Below are 18,881 nucleotides of genomic sequence, written 5' to 3'. Positions count from 1 at the left end.
CACCGAACCGGGCGAAGCAGCGGTGAAGGCGTACCGTGGCCGTGTCGACACACCGGGCGAAGAATCCGGCGACGGCGCGGACTAGGCTCGGGACATGGGCAAGTGGAGCGAGGCGGCGGCATGAGTGTACGGCGGATCATGGGTACTGAGGTCGAGTACGGCATCTCCGTGCCCGGCCAGGCCGGGGCCAACCCGATGGTGACCTCGTCACAGGTGGTGAACGCCTACGGCGCCCGGCCGGAGCTGGCCCGGGGCGGCCGGGCGCGGTGGGACTACGAGGAGGAGTCCCCGCTGCGGGACGCTCGCGGCTTCACCTACTCCGGAGCCGCCTACGACCCGGCGGAGGCGCTGGCCGACGAGGACCTCGGGCTGGCCAACGTGATTCTGACCAACGGCGCTCGACTCTACGTCGACCACGCCCATCCCGAATACTCCACCCCCGAGGTGACCAACCCGATGGACCTGGTCCGCTGGGACAAGGCGGGTGAGCGGGTGATGGCCGAGGCGTCGCGGCGGGCCTCCACCATTCCCGGCAGCCACCCGATCCACCTCTACAAGAACAACACGGACAACAAGGGTGCCAGCTACGGCGCGCACGAGAACTACCTGATGCGCCGGCAGACCCCGTTCGCCGACATCGTCACGTACCTGACGCCGTTCTTCGCGACCCGGCAGATCGTCTGCGGCGCCGGCCGGGTCGGTCTCGGTCAGGACGGCACGCAACCCGGCTTCCAGATCTCCCAGCGGGCCGACTTCTTCGAGGTCGAGGTCGGTCTCGAGACGACGCTCAAGCGGCCGATCATCAACACCCGGGACGAGCCGCACGCGGACGCCGACAAGTACCGCAGGCTGCACGTGATCATCGGCGACGCCAACCTGTCGGAGATCTCCACCTACCTCAAGGTCGGCACCACGGCACTGGTGCTCACCATGATCGAGGAGAAGGCGCTCAGCCCCGACCTGGCCATCGCCGACCCGGTGGGCGAGTTGAAGGCGGTCAGCCACGACCCGTCGCTGTCGCACCGGCTGCGGTTGCGTGACGGCCGCCGGTTGACCGCGCTCGACCTGCAGTGGGCGTACTTCGAACGGGCGCGCTCCTTTGTGGACGAGCGGTACGGTGACGACCTCGACCGGGACACCGCCGACGTGCTCGACCGCTGGGAGAGCGTACTCGACCGGCTCGGCCGGGATCCGATGCTCTGCGCCGGCGAGCTGGATTGGGTGGCGAAGCTGCGGCTGCTGGAGGGCTATCGGGAGCGGGAGCAGCTCGGCTGGGCCTCACACAAGCTGCAACTGGTCGACCTGCAGTACTCCGACGTGCGCCCGGAGAAGGGTCTCTACCACCGGCTGGTCAGCCGGGGTTCGATGGCCACGCTGCTGCCGGAGGAGCTGACCCGGACGGCGATGACCGAGCCGCCGGAGGACACCCGGGCCTACTTCCGGGGCCGCTGTCTCGCCCAGTACGCCTCGGAGGTGGTGGCGGCGAGCTGGGACTCGGTCATCTTCGACGTCGGCCGGGAGTCCCTGGTGCGGGTTCCGATGATGGAGCCCGAGCGGGGCACCCGCAAGCACGTCGGGGCGTTGTTCGACCGGTGCGCCAGCGCCAAGGACCTGCTGGAGACGATCACCGGTGGCTGAGGCCGGACCGCGCCGCCGGCAGTGGAGGTGCCGGAGGATTCGTCGTCCATCCGAGGTAAGTTTCACCCAGGCGATCGTGGAGGAGGCAGCAGATGGCTACCCGTGACACCGGCGGTCAGTCGCAGTCCGGCAAGGCGCGTCGGGAAGAAGAGGTCGACGAGGTCGCGACCGAGGCGAACCCGGAGGTCGCCGAGCGGCACGCGGAGATCAGCGAGGACGTCGACGACCTGCTGGACGAGATCGACTCGGTGCTCGAGGAGAACGCCGAGGAGTTCGTCCGCGGCTACGTCCAGAAGGGCGGGCAGTAGGCGTACCCGGGCCGGGCCGGGCGGGTTCGCCCACGCCGAGCCCGGCGCGGTGCGCTGGGACGGCGGTGCCGACCGCACCGGCGCCGCCGTCGGGAGGCCGCAACACGGCGGCGACGATCATCGCACCGGGGAGATCCGGGGGATACTCTGCTTCAACCGCAATGGTGATCTCGCCCGGTTTCCGCGCTGACGCGGGGGGATCCGGGCGACGTGATGAGACAGCTGAGAGGGAGCACGTGGCAGCGGCTTTTGATCCAACCGGGCGTCTACCAGACGTGTTCCTCAACGTGGGGACGTCCTCGTTCACCCAGTTCCTGAGCACGGCAGCTCCCGACCTGCTGCCCGGTCGCCGGCCGCTGCCGCCCGGGTCCGCCAGCTCGCTCGTTCCGCACGCCACCACTATCGTCGCGTTGACCACTGCGGACGGGGTGGTGATGGCGGGTGACCGGCGCGGCACGATGGGTAACATGATCTCCAGCCGGGATATCCGCAAGGTACACCCGGCCGACGAGTACTCCCTGGTCGGTTTCGCCGGCACGGCCGGCATCGCCCTGGAGATGGTGCGACTGTTCCAGGTGGAGCTGGAGCACTACGAGAAGATCGAGGGCGCGATGCTCTCGCTCGACGGCAAGGCGAACCGGTTGGCCGCGATGATCCGCGGCAACCTGGGCGCGGCGATGCAGGGGCTCGCCGTGATCCCGCTCTTCGCCGGCTTCGACCTGGCGGCCACCGACCCGGCCAAGGCCGGTCGGATCTTCAGCTTCGACGTGGCCGGCGGGCCGTACGAGGAGACCGGTTACGACGGCATCGGCTCCGGCTCGCTCTTCGCCAAGGCGGCGCTGAAGAAGCGCTTCCGCCCCGGGCTGAGCACCCCGGACGCCATCCGTCTCGCCGTCGAGGCGCTCTACGACGCCGCCGACGACGACAGTGCCACCGGTGGTCCCGACCTGAGCCGCCGCATCTATCCAGTGGTGATGACGGCCACCGCGGAGGGCACCAACCGGCTCTCCGACGCCGAGGCGGCCGAGGTCGCCGAAGCGGTGGTCGCCGCCCGGATGGAGAACCCGGGCGGCTGATCGCCCCGCACCACCCGAAACCCGCCGTCGTCAGCAGAACCGGTTAGGAGAACCGCCGCCGTGGCCATGCAGTTCTACGCCTCACCCGAGCAGATCATGCGCGACCGCTCGGAGCTGGCCCGCAAGGGCATCGCGCGCGGGCGGAGCGCCGTGACGCTCAGCTACTCCGGCGGGGTGCTCTTCGTGGCGGAGAACCTCTCCAGCGCCCTGCACAAGGTCAGTGAGATCTACGACCGGGTCGCCTTCGCAGCCGTCGGCCGCTACAACGAGTTCGAGAACCTGCGTCGCGCGGGAGTGCGGATGGCGGACGCCATCGGGCTCAGCTTCGACCGGCGGGACGTCACGGGCCGGGCGTTGGCCAACGCGTACGCCCAGACGCTGGGGGCGATCTTCACCGAGCAGTCCAAGCCGTTCGAGGTGGAGATCTGCGTCGCCGAGGTCGGCAGCACGCCGGAGTCGGACGAGCTCTACCGGATCACCTACGACGGTTCGGTCAGCGACGAGCCCGGCCGGATGGCGATGGGCGGGCAGGCGGAGGCGGTCACCGGGGCGCTGCGCGAGGAGCACCAGCCGGAGATGTCGCTGGAGGCCGCGGTCCGGCTGGCGGTCCGGGCGCTCGGCAGCGTCGGTGGCGAGGGTGGCGCCCCCCGGACCGTCGCCGCCAGCCAACTCGAGGTGGCGATCCTGGACCGGCAGCGGGTCGGCCGTACCTTCCGCCGGATCACCGGTGCCGCGCTGGTCTCGCTGCTCGACGGGGTGCAGGCCAAGGCCGACGAGGGCGACGCGCTGCCGGCCGAGCCGAAGGCCCCGGCCCCGGGCCCGGAAAAGCCCGCCGAGTCCGCCGGCTCGGCGGACCTGGAGGGCCGGTCGAAACCGGCCGCCGGTGCCGACGGGTCGAGCAACGGCGAGAAGAAGTCGAAGTAGGACCGTGCTGGTCGAGCGGCTCGGCCGGTCGCGCCGCTAGCGGGTCCCGGACCCGATCCGGTCGCCGGTGGCGTGACCGGGTGCGGCCGACCGGCGAGCGCTGGTCAGCGTGCCGTCCGGCCGCAACGCGTCGGCGAGCATCACCCGCCAGTGCACCATCGGGACCAGACCGGCCCGGGACCAGCCGGCATGGCCGAGCACGCTGTAGCCGGGCCGGCGGGCTGGTCGGGGGAACCGGTCGCTGCCGGTGGGCCGGATCCGCTCAGGGTCGAGGCCGGTCCGGGCGAAGACCTCGCGGGCCAGGTCGTACCACGTGGTGTGGCCGCTCGCCGTGCCGTGGTAGACCCCGGCCGGGGCGGTTCCGCGCTCGGCAGCGGCGCCGAGGTCGGCCAGCCGCTCCGCGAGCGCGTACGACCAGGTGGGTTGCCCGAGCTGGTCGTTCACCACGTCGAGGTGTGGGCGGACGCCGGCCAGCCGGAGCATCGTGGTGACGAAGTTGGAGCCGTGCGCGCCGTACAGCCACGCGGTGCGTACCAGGTATCCGGTCCGGGGCAGCAGCCGGGTGACGGCGAGTTCACCGGCCAGCTTGCTGCGCCCGTACGCGTTGACCGGGGCGGTCGGGGCGTCCTCCGGATAGGGGCTCTCGGCGTCACCGGCGAAGACGTAGTCGGTCGAGACGTGCAGCAGCCGGGCGCCGGCCTCGGCACAGGCCGCCGCCAGGTTCGCCACCCCGGTGCCGTTGACGGCGGTGGCGGCCGCCTCCTGGCGCTCCGCGCCGTCGACGTCGGTCCAGGCGGCGGCGTTGACCACGATCCGGTGCCCGGCGACCGCCGCCCGGACCGCCGCCGGATCGGTCAGGTCGACCTCGGCCCGGGTGGCGGCGGTGACCCGTCCCTGGTGCCGGGCGGAGAGCACCGCCACCAGGTCCCGGCCGAGCATCCCGCCGGCCCCGGTCACCAGCCAACCTGCCGGCTCCGTGTCGAGTCGGACGCCGGGGCGATCCGCGTCCCGTTGGGCGCCTGTTGACACCACGCCCGGCTCAGCGCCTGTTGGCATCGCGCCCCGCTGGGCGGTCACGGTGCCGCCGGTCCGGGGCGCCCGATCTCGTCGCCGGTCAGCCGTGCCTTGAGCGGCTCCCACCAGGCTCGGTTCTCCCGGTACCAGCTGACCGTGTCGGCGAGTCCACGGTCGAGGTCGATCCTGGGGGCGTACCCGAGTTCCTCGCTGATCTTGGTGATGTCCAGCGAGTAGCGGCGATCGTGCCCCATCCGGTCGGTGACCGGCCTGACCCGGTCCCAACCGGCGCCGCAGGCGGCGAGTAGCCGGTCGGTCAGCTCGCGGTTGGTCAGCTCGGTGCCGCCGCCGATGTGGTAGACCTCGCCCGGCCGCCCCTTGTCCTGGACCAGGGCGACCCCGACACAGTGGTCGTGCACGTGCAGCCAGTCCCGGACGTTGCCGCCGTCGCCGTAGAGCGGCACGGTGCCGCCGTCGAGCAGATTGGTGACGAAGAGTGGGACGACCTTCTCCGGGAACTGGTACGGCCCGTAGTTGTTGGAACAGCGGGTCAGCACCACGTCCATCCCGTAGGTGCGGTGGTAGGCCAGGACCAGCAGGTCGGAGCCGGCCTTGGCGGCCGAGTACGGCGAGTTCGGGGCGAGCGGAGTCGACTCGGTCCAGGACCCCTGCTCGATCGAACCGTAGACCTCGTCGGTGGAGACGTGCACGAACCGACCGGTACGGTGCCGCAGCGCCGCCTCCAGCAGGGTCTGCGTGCCGAGCACGTTGGTGGTGACGAACGGGGCGGCCCGGTGGATGGAGCGGTCGACGTGGGACTCGGCGGCGAAGTGGACGATCACGTCGTGTCCGGGGGTCACCTCGTCGACCACCGTCGGGTCGCAGATGTCGCCGACCACCACCCGGAGCCGGGGGTCGGCGCGCACCGGGTCCAGATTGGCCAGGTTGCCGGAGTAGGTGAGCTTGTCCAGTACGGTGACGGCGCTCGGCGCGAGTCGGGGACCGGTGCCGGTCAGCAGCATACGGACGTACTCGGAACCGATGAATCCGGCTCCACCGGTCACGAGAATCCTCATGAATTGGAAAGTGTACGCGTCAACCCGGGGATCCTCGCCAGGCGAGCTGTCGCAGATTTGACTCTACAGTTCGCCACCCCCCGGTAGCCTGCGCGAATGCGCGGAATTCTGCTGGCTGGCGGCACCGGCTCCCGGCTGTGGCCGATCACCCAGGCCGTCTCGAAACAACTCATGCCGATTTTCGACAAGCCGATGATCTATTACCCGCTCTCCACGTTGGTCATGGCGGGAATACGGGAAATCCTCATCATCACCACTCCGGGCGACCAGGCGCAGTTCCGGCGACTACTGGGCGACGGCTCCCAGTGGGGTCTCCGGTTGGCGTACGCCGCGCAGCCGAGGCCGGACGGAATCGCGCAGGCGTTCCTTCTCGGCGAGGAGTTCCTGGCCGGGGACTCGGTCGCGCTGATCCTCGGCGACAACATCTTCTACGGTGCCGGACTCGGCCGGAGCCTGGCTCGCGACGGTGACCCTGAGGGCGGTCGGATCTTCGCCTATCCGGTGGCCGACTGCGAGGGTTATGGAATTGTCGAGTTCGATGCCGATGGCCGGGCGCTGTCGATCGAGGAGAAGCCGGAGAAACCCAAGTCCCGGTACGCGGTACCGGGGCTCTACTTCTATGCCAACGACGTGGTGGAGATCGCCAAGGGGCTGTGTCCGAGTGACCGGGGGGAACTGGAGATCACGACGGTGAACCAGATCTACCTGGAGGCGGGCCGGCTCCGGGTAACCGCGCTGGACCGGGGCACCGCCTGGCTGGACACCGGCACGTTCACCTCGCTGGTCCAGGCCAGCGAGTTCGTCCGGGTGATCGAGGAGCGACAGGGGCTGAAGGTGGGTTGCATCGAGGAGGTGGTCTGGCGCAGCGGGCTGATCTCCGACGAGCAGCTCCGCGAACTGGCCCAGCCGCTGAGCCGGAGCGGATACGGTGAGTATCTCTTCGGCATTCTCGAGGATCCCGGTCGGTGACCGGTGCACCACTGAACCTTCTTCAACCTGAACCGCGCGGCGCTCACACACCGCGTTCGACCTCGCGCTCCGACGGACCGCAAGGGGAGGTTGAAGAAGGTTCACCGTCGGGCGCCGGGGACCCGGCAGAACGCCACGGCCCGAGACTGACCAACCCGGGCTCCGGGCGACTAATCTCCAAGCATGGAGCGGCGAATCTTCGGCCTTGAGACCGAGTACGGTGTCACCTGCACCTACCGTGGCCAACGGCGGCTTTCCCCGGACGAGGTCGCCCGTTACCTCTTCCGCCGGGTGGTCTCCTGGGGGCGATCGAGCAACGTGTTCCTCCGCAACGGTGCCCGGCTCTACCTCGACGTCGGGTCCCACCCGGAGTACGCGACCCCCGAGTGTGACTCGGTCTCCGACCTGGTCGCCCACGACCGGGCGGGCGAGCGGATCCTGGAGGGTCTGCTGGTCGACGCCGAGAAGCGGCTGCACGACGAGGGCATCGCGGGCGAGATCTACCTGTTCAAGAACAACACTGACTCGGCCGGCAACTCGTACGGCTGCCACGAGAACTACCTGGTCTCCCGGCACGGTGAGTTCGGCCGGCTGGCCGACGTGCTGATCCCGTTCCTGGTCACCCGGCAGCTGATCTGCGGCGCCGGCAAGGTGCTGCAGACCCCGCGCGGCGCCGTCTACTGCCTCTCCCAGCGGGCCGAGCACATCTGGGAGGGCGTCTCCTCGGCGACCACCCGCAGCCGGCCGATCATCAACACCCGGGACGAGCCGCACGCCGATGCCGAGCGCTACCGGCGGCTGCACGTGATCGTCGGCGACTCGAACATGAACGAGGTCACCACCCTGCTCAAGGTCGGCAGCGCGGACATCGTGCTGCGGATGATCGAGGCCGGGGTGGTGATGCGCGACCTGTCGCTGGAGAACCCGATCCGGGCGATCCGCGAGGTGTCGCACGACATCACCGGCCGGCGGAAGGTCCGGCTCGCCTCGAACAAGGAGATCAGCGCGCTGGAGATCCAGCAGGAGTACCTGGCCAAGGCGACCGAGTTCGTCGAGCGGCGCGGCGGGGACCAGACCGCCAAGCGGGTGGTCGAGCTCTGGGGCCGGGTGCTGCGCGCGGTGGAGACCGGCGACCTGGAACCGGTCTCCCGGGAGATCGACTGGGTGACCAAGCTCCAGCTCATCGAGCGGTACCAGCGCAAGAACGACCTGGCGCTGTCGCATCCCCGGATCGCCCAGATGGACCTGGCCTACCACGACCTGCGCCGGGGACGCGGCCTCTACGGGTTGCTGGAGCGACGCAAGCAGGTGGACCGGATCGCGACCGACCCGGAGATCTTCGAGGCGAAGGAGACCCCGCCGCAGACCACCCGGGCCCGGCTGCGCGGCGAGTTCATCCGGCACGCCCAGGAGAAGCGCCGGGACTTCACCGTCGACTGGGTGCACCTCAAGCTGAACGACCAGGCCCAGCGCACGGTGCTCTGCAAGGACCCGTTCCGGGCCTACGACGAGCGGGTGGAGCGGCTGATCGCGAGCATGTGAGGCCGGCCATCGCGGTGGCGGCGCCGGTGACCGGGCCCGGATTGGTTAGGCTGACCCCCGCTATGACGCATCCAGAACGCCGTGACGACGACGAGCACCGTCACCCCGAGACGATCCGGCCGAACCGGATCGAGCGGCGGCGAGCGAAGATTCGGGAGGAGATCGAGCGCAACCGCCGTGGTGAGTACACCGTGCCCACCTGGGTGCTCACCCTCGCGCTCGTCCTGGTCGTGGCCGGCTGGCTGGCGCTGGTCTTCCTGAGCTGACCCGCGCCGCGCCCCCGCGATCCTCGACGGGCGCTCACCGCTGCTGGTCGCGGCGCACCCGCGGGCCGGGGGCGCAGCCGCACCCGCGGGCCGGCGGCGGCGACCTCAGCGCAGGCCGGCGGCGTACCGGCCGGCGGCGGCAGCGGTCAGGAAGTACGGGTACTCCTTGGCCAGGCCCCGACCCATCGTCGCCAGCGGGACCGGGCTGGCCCGCAGCGCCTCGTCGAGCCCGCGCACCGGCACCCGGACGATCCGGTGCCGACCGGCCAGCGCCGCCACGGCCGGCTCGACCAGCGCGGCCAGCTCCCCCGGCAGCTCGGCCGGAAGCACCAGGTCGGCGGTGGCGAGCGCGACCCGGCCGTACGCGGTGAGGCTGTGGTGCGACACTCCCCGGTGCCGGTCCCGCTGGTCGGCGCCGGAGATCCGCAGCGAGCCCACCGGACGGCCGCCCAGCGCGGCGACCGCGTTGACCGCCTCGCCGACGGCGACCCCCGAGAAGCCCCACCGGGTACCGGTGCCGAGGTTTCCCGGTCCCTGCGCCACGATCGCCACGTCGGCCCGCAGCACGTGCCGGGCGGCGAGCAGCCCGCTGTGCAGGTTGGTCGCCTCCAGGTCACCACCGAACGCCTGACCGACGGTGACCGTGCCGGCGAGTTCGGCGCGCAGCCCGTGCAGGGTTCGGGAGAACCAGGCCGGCAGCGCACCGCCGTCGGTCCACAGGTAGCCGATCCGGGCGTCGGGCGCGTCGGCCCGGATCCCCGCGACGATCGCCGGCAGCGCGGAGTGCAGATCGGCGGTGACCACCGGCAGCCCGCCGAGATCGTCGGCGTCGACCAGCGCCGCCCGGTGCGGGGACGCCTCCTCGTCGACGCCGAGCAGGATCGGTTGCAGCGGCGTGTAACGGGCCTTGACCAGGTGCCCGGCGTCACGGCTGTCGACCGGGTCCGGCGGGTCCGTCGGCAGCCGGTCCGGCAGCGCCACCACCAGGGCGTACCCGCCGGTGCCGAGTCCCATCAGCAGCGCGCCCACGTTCAGCAGTACCCGGTCGCCCGGCGCGGGGGTACCGACCAGCGCCGGGTACGCCAGCGCCCGCACCCGCGTACCGTCGGCCTGCTGCACGTCCAGCTCCACGGCGCCCCGCCAGCTCCGCCGCACCGCCGTGACCGTGCCGGACCGCCATCGCACCATGGCCGGCAGGGTAACCGGCCACCGTCCGGGCCCGCGCGGGTACCCGCTTCGTGATCCGACACTGCTAGCGTCTGTGTCGTGTCGCGGACCCGTACCGAACGCCTGGTCAACCTGGTGATCTGCCTGCTGTCCACCCGACGGTTCCTGACCGCCGCGCAGATCGCCGCGACCGTGCCGGGCTACGAGCATGATCCGGACGACCCACGTGACCACGAGGCCTTCCAGCGCAAGTTCGAGCGGGACAAGGCCGAGCTGCGTGAGCTGGGCGTACCACTGGAGACCGGCACGGCCAGCGCCTTCGACGCGGAGCCGGGCTACCGGATCGCGCACCGGGAGTACGCGCTGCCGGACATCCCGCTGGAGCCCGACGAGGCGGCGGCGGTGGGGATCGCCGCCCGGCTCTGGCGGCACGCCGGGCTGGCGGCGGCCGCCTCCTCGGGGCTGGCGAAGCTCCGCGCCGCCGGTGTCGACGTCGACCCGCAGGCCACCCTCGGGATGGAGCCGGTGGTCACCGTCGACCCGGCGTTCGGGCCGCTGACCACCGCGGCCCGGGAACGCCGCACGGTCGGCTTCGACTACCGGGTACCCGACGGCGACGCCCCGACCAGCCGCCGGCTGCAACCGTGGGGCGTGGTCTGCTGGCGGGCCCGCTGGTACGTGGTCGGCCACGACCTCGACCGGGACGCGGCCCGTTGTTTCCGGCTCTCCCGAATCGTCGGCGGGGCGGTCCGGGTGATCGGCAGGCCGGGCGCCTTCGAGCCGCCGGTCGGCGTCGACCTGATCAGCCACGTCGCGAAGTGGTCCGGTCCGGTGGAGCATTCCGGCCGGGCCACCGTGCTGGTCGCACCGGGCCGGGCGGCCGGTCTGCGCAGGTGGGCCCGGGAGGTGACCAGCGGACCCGACGGCGACCGCCTGGTGCTGCCGTACGCCGACGCCGAGTCGCTCGCCGGTAGGCTCGTCGGCTACGGTCCCGATGTCCGCGTGGTCGAACCGCCGGAGATCCGGGACGCCGTGATCCAACGGCTGAAGGAAATCACCGCCCGGCACGACGAGATGGCCACCGCCCGGGCGTCGGGGTAACACGGGGGCGGACCGGGGTAGGGGCCCCGGGAACTGACCAGAGGGGGGAGCCGGCGTGACTCGTCCGGCGCAACGGTCCGGCGGCGTCCGGACCTCGGCCGACCGGCTGGCCCGACTGCTGAACCTGGTGCCGTACCTGCTGGCCCGGCCGGGGATCGAGATTTCCGAGGCGGCGGCCGACCTCGGGGTGACCGAGCGGCAGCTGCGGGAGGATCTGGAACTGCTCTGGGTCTGCGGCCTGCCCGGGTACGGGCCGGGTGACCTTATCGACATGGCCTTCGACGGTGACCGGGTCACCATCACCTACGACGCCGGGATCGACCGACCGCTGCGGCTCACGCCGGACGAGGCGATGGCGCTGGTGGTGGCGCTTCGGATGCTCGCCGAGACGCCGGGTATGGCGAACCGGGACGCGGTCGAACGCGCCCTGGCGAAGATCGAGAACGCGGCCGGCGAACTCGCCGACGCACCCGTCGCGGTCCGGATGCCGGGCGACGGTGACCGGGTCGCGGCGCTGCATGGCGCGGTGCAGCGGGGCCGGGCACTGCGAATCACCTACTATGCCGCGACCCGGGACGAGACGACGGAACGCACGGTCGACCCGATCCGGGTGCTGATGGTCGGCGGCCTGGCCTACCTGGAGGCCTGGTGCCGGCGGGCGGAGTCGATGCGGCTGTTCCGGGCCGACCGGATCGACGCGCTCGTCGAGCTGGACGAGCCGGCCGCACCACCGCCGCAGGCCCGGCTGCACGACGTGAGCGCCGGGATCTTCCGCCCCGACCCGGACCTGCCGCTGGTGACCCTGCGGGTCGGCCGGTCCAGCCGGTGGATCACCGAGTACTACCCGTGCGAGCGGGTCGAGCCGGATCCGGGAGCCGGTGCCGCCGACCGGGCAGGCAGTTCCGGTGACGCCGACCGGGCCGGCCGGGAGTGGCTGGTCTCGCTGCGGGTCACCGATCTCGACTGGGCCCGGCGGTTCGTGCTGGGGCTAGGGCCGGACGTCACCGTGGTGGCCCCGGCGGAACTCGCCGACCAGGTACGCGACCGGGCCGCGGCCGCGCTCGACGCGTACGCCACGCCACCGCCGGCGACCCGCCCGCCGGACAGCGCCACGATCGGCTCGGCGTCCCCCGGTGCACCCGAGACGGCTGGCCGGGGCCCGGATGCCCGCCTGGTCCCGGGCGCCACCCCGGCGACAACGGCCGGAAGCCAGTAGGCTGACCGCGTGCTGAAGTGGATCGTGCTCGCGGCCGTCGGAGTCGGGCTCCTGGTGCTGGGGCTGGCGGTCCGCCGGGTGCTGACCCGGCTGCCGCGACTGCACCGGGCCGCACTGGGCCTGCAACGCCGTCAGGCGCAGGCCGAAGACCTCCAGCGGGTCGCACTCGCCGTGCAGGACCGGGCGGAGGCCATGCAGCATCAGGTCGAGACGCTCCAGCAGCGGCTCGTGCTGATCCGTGCCAAGCGCGGTGCCGAGGAATAGCCCTGCTCAGTGCCGCCCACCTGGCCCTCAGTGCCGCCCACCACGTGGTTGACGGATGCTCCGGGTTGGTCGAGACTGCACCGACCGGCCGGAAAGTCACCGCCTGGCGGGTGGCACTCCCTCCCGACGCACGTACGATGGGCCAGGACACACCCTTGCTGGACAAATCATCGAACTGGAGCTTCCATGGGCGCCCTCAAGCCGTGGCACATCTTCGTACTCGTGGCTGTGCTGGTCCTGCTCTTCGGCGCGAAGCGGCTTCCGGACGCGGCCCGGTCACTCGGTCGTTCGCTGCGGATCATCAAGGCCGAGACGAAGAGTCTCGCCGACGACGACAAGGACCTGGCCGAGAAGGCTGACGCGCAGGCGGGCCGGCAGCCGCTGCCGGGCGACACCGTCCACCCGACCAGCGTGCACCAGCCCGGTTACCAGCCGCCTGCCGCGCCGGTCAATGACCCGGTGCAGCGCGTCCGCGACAACTGACCGGGGCCCGTCCCGTGGCCTTCGCCCTGCTGCGCCGGCGCGGTCCGAGCAACTTCGAGCGAGCCGCCGACGGCTCGATGACCCTCATCGAGCACATCCGGGAGCTGCGTAACCGGCTCTTCAAGGCCTCCCTGGGCATCGTGGTCGGCTTCGCCGTCGGCATCTTCGTACGCCAGGACGTCCGCGGCCTGCTCCAGAAGCCGTACTGCGAGCTCGAGGGTTCGACCGTGGACGGCAAGTGCCAGTTCACCCAGCTCGGGCCGGCGGACGTGTTCCTGCTCGATCTCAAGATCGCGCTATGGGTCGGTCTGATCGTCGCCGCACCGGTCTGGCTCTACCAGCTCTGGGCGTTCATCGCGCCGGGACTGCACCGGCACGAACGCAGGTACGCATACGTCTTCACCGCGCTGGCGGCCCCGCTCTTCGCGGCCGGCGCCGTACTGGCGTTCTTCGTGGTCGCCAAGGGGCTCGAGTTCCTGGTCGGCCTGGCCGGCGAGGACGTGACCAACACCCTGGAGATCACCCGGTACATCTCCTTCGTCACGAACCTGATCCTGATGTTCGGGGTGGCGTTCGAGTTCCCGCTGATCGTCCTGATGCTCAACTTCGTCGGGCTGGTGAGCGGCCGGAAGATGCTCGGCTGGTGGCGGGTCGCCGTCTTCGTCTTCTTCCTCTTCGCGGCGATCGTCACCCCCACCCCGGACCCGTTCGGCATGACGGCGCTGGCCATCTGCCTCTGCGTGCTCTACTTCGCGGCGGTCGGGGTGGCGATGCTCAACGACCGGCGGCGGGGACGGGGCAAGGAGATCTACGCCGGGCTGGACGACGACGAGGTCTCGCCGCTCGACCTGGAGCCCGAGCCGGTGGCCGCCGGTGAGCGGGTCGAGCCGGTGATGCCGGTCTCCGCTCCGGACCCGGTCGTCGCGCCGCAGCCGGTCGACCGGCGCTACGACGATACGACCTGAGACTGATCTGAGCGGGGTGCAGGACGAGCCGACCTGAGCTGTCGGCGGCGGCACGGCGGGCGGTACGGTGCTCGCCGTGACCGCCGACGATCAACTTTCCGGCTCCGTCGCCGCCCGTCGGCTGGCCGACGGGCACCTCGCGGTGCTGGCCAACCCGACCGCCGGACGGGGCCGGTTCCGGGGACTCCTGCCGGCCATGCTCGACCGGCTCGGCGCCGTGGGCCGGCCGGTACGGCTGCTCGAGGCCGGCAGTGCCGCGCAGGCGGAGACGGCCTGCCGGGCCGCGGTCGAGGACGGCGCCGCCGCCCTGCTGACGGTCGGCGGCGACGGCACCATCCACCTGGCGCTCCAGGCGGTCGCCGGTACCGGCGTCGGCTTCGGCCCGGTCCCGGCCGGCACCGGCAACGACTTCGCGGCCGGGATGGGCTACCCGACGGACCCGCTCGGCGCGGTCGAGGTGATCGCCGCCGCGGTCGTCGCCGGCCGGACCCGCCCGGCGGACCTGGCCCGGATGACCGGTCCGGACGGCACCCGGCGGTGGTACGGCGCGGTGCTGGCGGCCGGCTTCGACGCGCTGGTCAACGAACGGGCGAACCGGATGGCCTGGCCGCGCGGGCCGCGCCGGTACGATCTCGCCGTCGCGGTCGAGCTGGCCCGGCTCCGCCCCCGCCGCTACCTGCTCCGGCTCGACGGGGTGACCCGGGAGCTGGACGGGGTGCTGGTGGCGGTCGGCAATTGCCCCAGCTACGGCGGGGGAATGCGAATCTGTCCGACGGCCGACCCGACGGACGGTTTGCTCGACGTCGTCTGGGCCGGCCCGGTCGGCCGGGCGACGCTGGCCCGGATCAAGCCCCGGGTCTACCGAGGCACCCACCTGGCGCACCCGATGGTGCACACCCGGCAGGTCCGCACGGTCGAACTGGTCGCCCAGGACATCGTCGGGTACGCCGACGGTGAACGTGCGCTGCCCCTTCCGGTGACCGTGACCGCGGTCCCCGGCGCCGTACGCCTGCTGCGCTGATCGCCGTACGCCTGCGACCGACCGGATCGCCTCCAGGCAGGTGAAGACCGCCTCGCCGGGGTGCTGATCGCCGTACGCCTGCTGCGTTGATCAGCGGCCGTTGGCGACCGCCAGGTCCAGCGCGGCGGCCAGCCCGTTGACCTGTCCCGGCTCGGCCGCCGGCAGCACCAGTGCGGCGCATCCGGCGCGCACCGCCCCGGCGTCGGCGGGGGTGTCGCCGACCATCAGGGCCCGCTCCGGGTCGACGCCGAGCAGGCCGCAGGCCCGGTAGAAAATCGCCGGGTCCGGCTTGCAGCGCCCGACCTCGTAGGAGAGGACGAACGCGTCGACCAGCTCGGTCAGCTCCCAGGCGTCGAAGAGCGGCCGCACGTCGAAGCCGATGTTGCTGACCACCGCCACCGGCACCTTCGCCGCGCGCAGCGCCCGCAGGGTCGGCGCGGTGTCCGGGTAGGGGAGCCAGCCGTCCGGGACCAGGAGACGGTCGTAGAGGGCCTCGGCGAGGCCGCTGACGCCGCTGTCGACCGTTTCGGCCAGCCCCACGTAGGCGGCCCGATGGGCGGGAGCGTAGAGGTCCCGGTCGGCCCACACCTCGGCCAGGTGCGGCGGCACCCGGGCCGGCAGGGGTCCACCGGCCCGGCCGGCGGTGACCAGGCGGTCGGCCAGCGCCGTCGCCCGGGCGCGGTCCAGCGTCGTCCCGCAGGTAGCCGCGGCGGCCTGTACCCAGGCGACCGGCTCCTCCACCTGGGCGAGGGTGCCGTGGAAGTCGAAGAGCACCGCGTCCACCGGGCGGCGCGGCGGCGGCCCGGGGGCGGAGTCGGCGGCTTCGCGCGACATACGGGTCGTGGGCGGTTCGGCATGATCCGGCACGTCGTGCACCCTACCGACCGGCTCTTCGGGGTCCGCTCCACGGCCTGCCGCCATGCGACCACCCGGTACGCACTAATCTTGGCTTCATGTCGAGCCCCGCCGAGCGGTACGCCGCGGCGCGCCGCCGGGCCACGCAGGCCAGCATGTTCCCCGCGCTTGACGAGTTCGCCCAGCAACTGGGTTTCGATCTCGACGACTTCCAGCGGGAGGCGTGCCAGGCGCTGGAGCGGGGCAGCGGGGTGCTGGTCTGCGCTCCGACCGGTGCCGGCAAGACCGTCGTCGGCGAGTTCGCCGTGCACCTGGCGCTGCGCGCCGACGTCGGGGCCGAGCCGGGCGGACCGGTCCGGAAGTGCTTCTACACCACCCCGATCAAGGCGCTGTCGAACCAGAAGTACCACGACCTGGTGGCCCGGTACGGCTCCGAGCAGGTGGGGCTGCTCACCGGGGACAACGCGATCAACGGCGACGCGCCGGTGGTGGTGATGACCACCGAGGTGCTCCGCAACATGCTCTACGCGGGCTCGTCGAGCCTGGCCGGGCTGGCGTACGTGGTGATGGACGAGGTGCACTACCTCGCCGACCGGTTCCGGGGCGGGGTCTGGGAAGAGGTGATCATCCACCTGCCGGAGTCGGTGACCCTGGTCTCGCTCTCCGCGACGGTCTCCAACGCGGAGGAGTTCGCCGACTGGTTGATGACCGTGCGCGGTGAGACCGAGGTGGTGGTCAGCGAGCACCGGCCGGTGCCGCTCTGGCAGCACATGCTGGTCAACCGGCGGATGTTCGACCTGTTCCACGACGCGGACGCGGCCCGCAAGCACGACGTGCACCCGGAGCTGCTCCGCTACACCCGGGAGATGCTGCGCCGGCTCGAACTCGGCGACGGCCGTACGCACGGGCCGGGGTGGGGGCGAGGTGGTCCCCGGGGGCCACGCTGGCGCGGGCCGCTGCGGGCCGACATCGTCGAACGACTCGACCGCGAGGGGTTGCTGCCGGCGATCCTGTTCATCTTCAGCCGGGCCGGCTGCGACGCCGCCGTCGCGCAGTGCCTGGCCGCCGGGTTGCGGCTGACCGGCCCGGACGAGCGTGCCGAGATCCGCCGGGTGGTGGAGAGCCGGATCACCAGCGTTCCCGGCGAGGACCTCGCCGTGCTCGGCTACTGGGAGTGGCTCGACGGCCTCGAGCGCGGGCTGGCCGCCCACCACGCCGGGATGTTGCCGGCGTTCAAGGAGGTGGTCGAGGAGCTGTTCGTCCGCGGGCTGGTCAAGGCGGTCTTCGCCACCGAGACGCTGGCGCTCGGGATCAACATGCCGGCCCGCTGCGTCGTGCTGGAGCGGCTGGTGAAGTTCAACGGCGAGGCGCACGTCGACCTGACGCCGGGGGAGTACACCCAGCTGACCGGCCGGGCCGGGCGGCGGGGGATCGACGTCGAGGGGCACGCCGTCGTGGTCTGGTCGCCGGAGGTCGATCCCCGGCACGTGGCCGGGCTGGCCTCGACGCGTACCTATCCGCTGCGGTCCAGCTTCCGGCCGTCGTACAACATGGCGGTGAACCTGGTCGGGTCGGTGGGTGCGGCGCCGGCCCGGGAGCTGCTGGAGTCGTCGTTCGCGCAGTTCCAGGCGGACCGGTCGGTGGTCGGGCTGGCCCGGCAGGTGCAGCGCAACGTCGAGACCATCGAGGCGTACGGCGCGGAGGTGCGCTGCCACCACGGCGACTTCGACGAGTACTTCGGGCTGCGACTGGCGATCGCCGACCGGGAGCAGGCGCTGGCCCGGCAGGGGCAGTCGCAGCGTCGGGCGGCGACCCTGGCCGCGCTGGAGCGGCTGCGGGTCGGTGACGTGATCCGGGTGCCCTCGGGCCGCCGGGCCGGGCTGGCCGTGGTGCTGGAACCCGGCGTCGGCGGGTTCGGCGAGCCCCGCCCGCTGGTGCTGACCCAGGACCGCTGGGCCGGCCGGATCACCCCCGGTGACTTCACCACTCCGGCCGAGGTGCTGGCCCGGATCCGGGTGCCGAAGCACTTCAACCACCGCTCCCCGGCGGCCCGCCGGGACCTGGCGGCGGCGGTCAGCGGCACCGGCCTGGATCGGCATTCCCGGCGTGCCGGCCGGTCCCGGGGCGGCGGGGGCGAGGACGAGCGACTCAGCCAGCTCCGGGCCGAGTTGCGCCGGCACCCCTGCCATGGCTGCCCGGAGCGGGAGGAGCACGCCCGCTGGGCGGAGCGCCGCCGCCGGCTGGAGCGGGACACCGCCGAGCTGCGGCAGCGGGTCTCCGGGCGTACCGGGTCGTTGACCCGGACCTTCGACCGGGTCTGCGGCATCCTCACCGCCCGTGGCTACCTCTCCGAGGCGGGTGAGGTGACCGATGCGGGCCGGATGCTGGGCCGGATCTGGACCGAGGCGGACCTACTGGTCGCGGAGTGCCTGCGGCGCGGGGTCTGGGACGGGCTCTCCCCGGCCGAGCTGGCCGCCGCGGTATCGGTGGTGGTCTACGAGGCGCGGCGGGACACCGACGAGCGGGCCTCGGTCCCCCGGGGCCCGGTGTCGGACGCGGTGGGCGAGACGCTGAAGATCTGGGCCGAGCTGGAGTCCGACGAGGCCGACCGCGGGCTGGAGGCGACCCGGGAGCCGGATCTCGGCTTCGTCTGGCCGGTCTACCGGTGGGCCCGGGGCGAGGCGCTGGCGAAGGTACTGGCCAGCGGCCACAACCTGGACGGTGACATGCCGGCCGGTGACTTCGTGCGGTGGGCCCGGCAGGTGGTGGACCTGCTCGGCCAGGTCGCGGACTCGGCGGGTGCCTCGGTGGAGCTGCGCGGCGCGGCGCGGCAGGCGATGGCGACGATCAACCGGGGCGTACTGGCGTACCACGGCGCCACCTGACGGGCGGTCGAGCCGCCGAACGCCTCGCGGTCGAACGGCGTGCCGAGGAGCAGGCAGCGGGCCGGGCCACTCCGTCGTCCGGCCCGGGCCGGTGCTTCGGGACCCAGCCCT

The 18,881-nt window shown here is 72.2% G+C and carries 18 protein-coding genes; 14 read left to right on the top strand and 4 right to left on the bottom strand.

The window, feature by feature from the left end; all coding sequences use genetic code 11:
* Window positions 1–120 precede the first annotated feature (120 nt).
* The 4 genes from dop (at window position 121) to prcA (ending at window position 3,946) form a co-directional block, all read left to right on the top strand.
* Window positions 121–1,638 (top strand): depupylase/deamidase Dop, encoded by a 1,518-nt coding sequence (gene dop / locus ABNF97_RS19255; protein WP_349339324.1) that lies wholly within the window; start codon window positions 121–123, stop codon window positions 1,636–1,638.
* Between the two features lie 92 nt (window positions 1,639–1,730).
* The gene (locus tag ABNF97_RS19250; RefSeq protein ID WP_130463057.1) at window positions 1,731–1,946 is read left to right on the top strand and encodes a ubiquitin-like protein Pup; all 216 of its coding nucleotides are present in this window, start codon (window positions 1,731–1,733) and stop codon (window positions 1,944–1,946) included.
* Between the two features lie 236 nt (window positions 1,947–2,182).
* Window positions 2,183–3,022: a proteasome subunit beta gene (prcB, locus tag ABNF97_RS19245; protein ID WP_130463056.1), complete on the top strand. Its 840-nt coding sequence runs from the start codon at window positions 2,183–2,185 to the stop codon at window positions 3,020–3,022.
* A gap of 60 nt (window positions 3,023–3,082) precedes the next feature.
* Window positions 3,083–3,946, top strand: a complete 864-nt coding sequence (gene prcA / locus ABNF97_RS19240; RefSeq protein ID WP_349339323.1) for a proteasome subunit alpha — start codon at window positions 3,083–3,085, stop codon at window positions 3,944–3,946.
* A gap of 36 nt (window positions 3,947–3,982) precedes the next feature.
* On the opposite strand, the gene rfbD is transcribed toward prcA, so the two are convergent.
* Complete coding sequence (gene rfbD / locus ABNF97_RS19235) at window positions 3,983–4,903, bottom strand: dTDP-4-dehydrorhamnose reductase (protein ID WP_502930518.1); 921 nt, start codon at window positions 4,901–4,903, stop codon at window positions 3,983–3,985.
* A 116-nt stretch (window positions 4,904–5,019) separates the two neighbouring features.
* On the bottom strand, window positions 5,020–6,036 hold the full coding sequence (gene rfbB / locus ABNF97_RS19230) for a dTDP-glucose 4,6-dehydratase (protein WP_130463053.1): 1,017 nt from the start codon (window positions 6,034–6,036) through the stop codon (window positions 5,020–5,022).
* A gap of 96 nt (window positions 6,037–6,132) precedes the next feature.
* On the opposite strand from rfbB, the gene rfbA reads away from it, so the two are divergent.
* The 3 genes from rfbA (at window position 6,133) to ABNF97_RS19215 (ending at window position 8,813) form a co-directional block, all read left to right on the top strand.
* Complete coding sequence (gene rfbA / locus ABNF97_RS19225; protein ID WP_349339322.1) at window positions 6,133–7,005, top strand: glucose-1-phosphate thymidylyltransferase RfbA; 873 nt, start codon at window positions 6,133–6,135, stop codon at window positions 7,003–7,005.
* A gap of 183 nt (window positions 7,006–7,188) precedes the next feature.
* Entirely contained in the window at window positions 7,189–8,547 is a 1,359-nt protein-coding gene (gene pafA / locus ABNF97_RS19220; RefSeq protein ID WP_130463051.1) for a Pup--protein ligase, read from the top strand.
* A 62-nt stretch (window positions 8,548–8,609) separates the two neighbouring features.
* On the top strand, window positions 8,610–8,813 hold the full coding sequence (locus ABNF97_RS19215) for a hypothetical protein (RefSeq protein WP_349339321.1): 204 nt from the start codon (window positions 8,610–8,612) through the stop codon (window positions 8,811–8,813).
* Window positions 8,814–8,918: 105 nt separating this feature from the next.
* On the opposite strand, the gene ABNF97_RS19210 is transcribed toward ABNF97_RS19215, so the two are convergent.
* On the bottom strand, window positions 8,919–10,001 hold the full coding sequence (locus ABNF97_RS19210) for a DUF3866 family protein (protein ID WP_349339320.1): 1,083 nt from the start codon (window positions 9,999–10,001) through the stop codon (window positions 8,919–8,921).
* 78 nt (window positions 10,002–10,079) lie between these two features.
* Here ABNF97_RS19210 and ABNF97_RS19205 point away from each other — a divergent pair, with 78 nt between their 5' ends.
* From ABNF97_RS19205 to ABNF97_RS19180, 6 genes are all read left to right on the top strand, one after another.
* Window positions 10,080–11,081, top strand: coding sequence for a helix-turn-helix transcriptional regulator (locus ABNF97_RS19205; protein ID WP_349339319.1), 1,002 nt, complete (start codon window positions 10,080–10,082; stop codon window positions 11,079–11,081).
* 55 nt (window positions 11,082–11,136) lie between these two features.
* A complete protein-coding gene (locus ABNF97_RS19200) occupies window positions 11,137–12,297 on the top strand; it encodes a helix-turn-helix transcriptional regulator (protein WP_130463047.1) in 1,161 nt (386 codons plus the stop codon).
* A 9-nt stretch (window positions 12,298–12,306) separates the two neighbouring features.
* Window positions 12,307–12,561, top strand: coding sequence for a hypothetical protein (locus tag ABNF97_RS19195; RefSeq protein ID WP_130463046.1), 255 nt, complete (start codon window positions 12,307–12,309; stop codon window positions 12,559–12,561).
* A 186-nt stretch (window positions 12,562–12,747) separates the two neighbouring features.
* On the top strand, window positions 12,748–13,044 hold the full coding sequence (gene tatA, locus ABNF97_RS19190) for a Sec-independent protein translocase subunit TatA (RefSeq protein WP_130463045.1): 297 nt from the start codon (window positions 12,748–12,750) through the stop codon (window positions 13,042–13,044).
* 14 nt (window positions 13,045–13,058) lie between these two features.
* On the top strand, window positions 13,059–14,009 hold the full coding sequence (gene tatC / locus ABNF97_RS19185; protein WP_130463044.1) for a twin-arginine translocase subunit TatC: 951 nt from the start codon (window positions 13,059–13,061) through the stop codon (window positions 14,007–14,009).
* Between the two features lie 76 nt (window positions 14,010–14,085).
* Window positions 14,086–15,030, top strand: a complete 945-nt coding sequence (locus ABNF97_RS19180) for a diacylglycerol kinase family protein (RefSeq protein WP_349339318.1) — start codon at window positions 14,086–14,088, stop codon at window positions 15,028–15,030.
* 90 nt (window positions 15,031–15,120) lie between these two features.
* Here the strand turns inward: ABNF97_RS19180 and ABNF97_RS19175 are convergent, their stop codons facing one another.
* A complete protein-coding gene (locus ABNF97_RS19175) occupies window positions 15,121–15,897 on the bottom strand; it encodes an HAD family hydrolase (RefSeq protein ID WP_502930517.1) in 777 nt (258 codons plus the stop codon).
* A gap of 86 nt (window positions 15,898–15,983) precedes the next feature.
* On the opposite strand from ABNF97_RS19175, the gene ABNF97_RS19170 reads away from it, so the two are divergent.
* Entirely contained in the window at window positions 15,984–18,770 is a 2,787-nt protein-coding gene (locus tag ABNF97_RS19170) for a DEAD/DEAH box helicase (RefSeq protein WP_349339316.1), read from the top strand.
* Window positions 18,771–18,881 lie beyond the last annotated feature (111 nt).

This window comes from Plantactinospora sp. B6F1, assembly GCF_040120695.1.
Taxonomy (GTDB): Bacteria; Actinomycetota; Actinomycetes; order Mycobacteriales; family Micromonosporaceae; genus Plantactinospora.
Note: the sequence above shows the minus strand (reverse complement) of the source record. Positions and strands in the feature narration are given on the sequence as shown.

Coding starts and splice junctions, on each gene's coding strand:
- dop (WP_349339324.1), top strand. CDS start 121: ATGAGTGTACGGCGGATCATGGGTACTGAGGTCGAGTACGGCATCTCC.
- ABNF97_RS19250 (WP_130463057.1), top strand. CDS start 1,731: ATGGCTACCCGTGACACCGGCGGTCAGTCGCAGTCCGGCAAGGCGCGT.
- rfbB (WP_130463053.1), bottom strand. CDS start 6,036: ATGAGGATTCTCGTGACCGGTGGAGCCGGATTCATCGGTTCCGAGTAC.
- rfbA (WP_349339322.1), top strand. CDS start 6,133: ATGCGCGGAATTCTGCTGGCTGGCGGCACCGGCTCCCGGCTGTGGCCG.
- pafA (WP_130463051.1), top strand. CDS start 7,189: ATGGAGCGGCGAATCTTCGGCCTTGAGACCGAGTACGGTGTCACCTGC.
- ABNF97_RS19215 (WP_349339321.1), top strand. CDS start 8,610: ATGACGCATCCAGAACGCCGTGACGACGACGAGCACCGTCACCCCGAG.
- ABNF97_RS19210 (WP_349339320.1), bottom strand. CDS start 10,001: ATGGTGCGATGGCGGTCCGGCACGGTCACGGCGGTGCGGCGGAGCTGG.
- tatA (WP_130463045.1), top strand. CDS start 12,748: ATGGGCGCCCTCAAGCCGTGGCACATCTTCGTACTCGTGGCTGTGCTG.
- ABNF97_RS19170 (WP_349339316.1), top strand. CDS start 15,984: ATGTCGAGCCCCGCCGAGCGGTACGCCGCGGCGCGCCGCCGGGCCACG.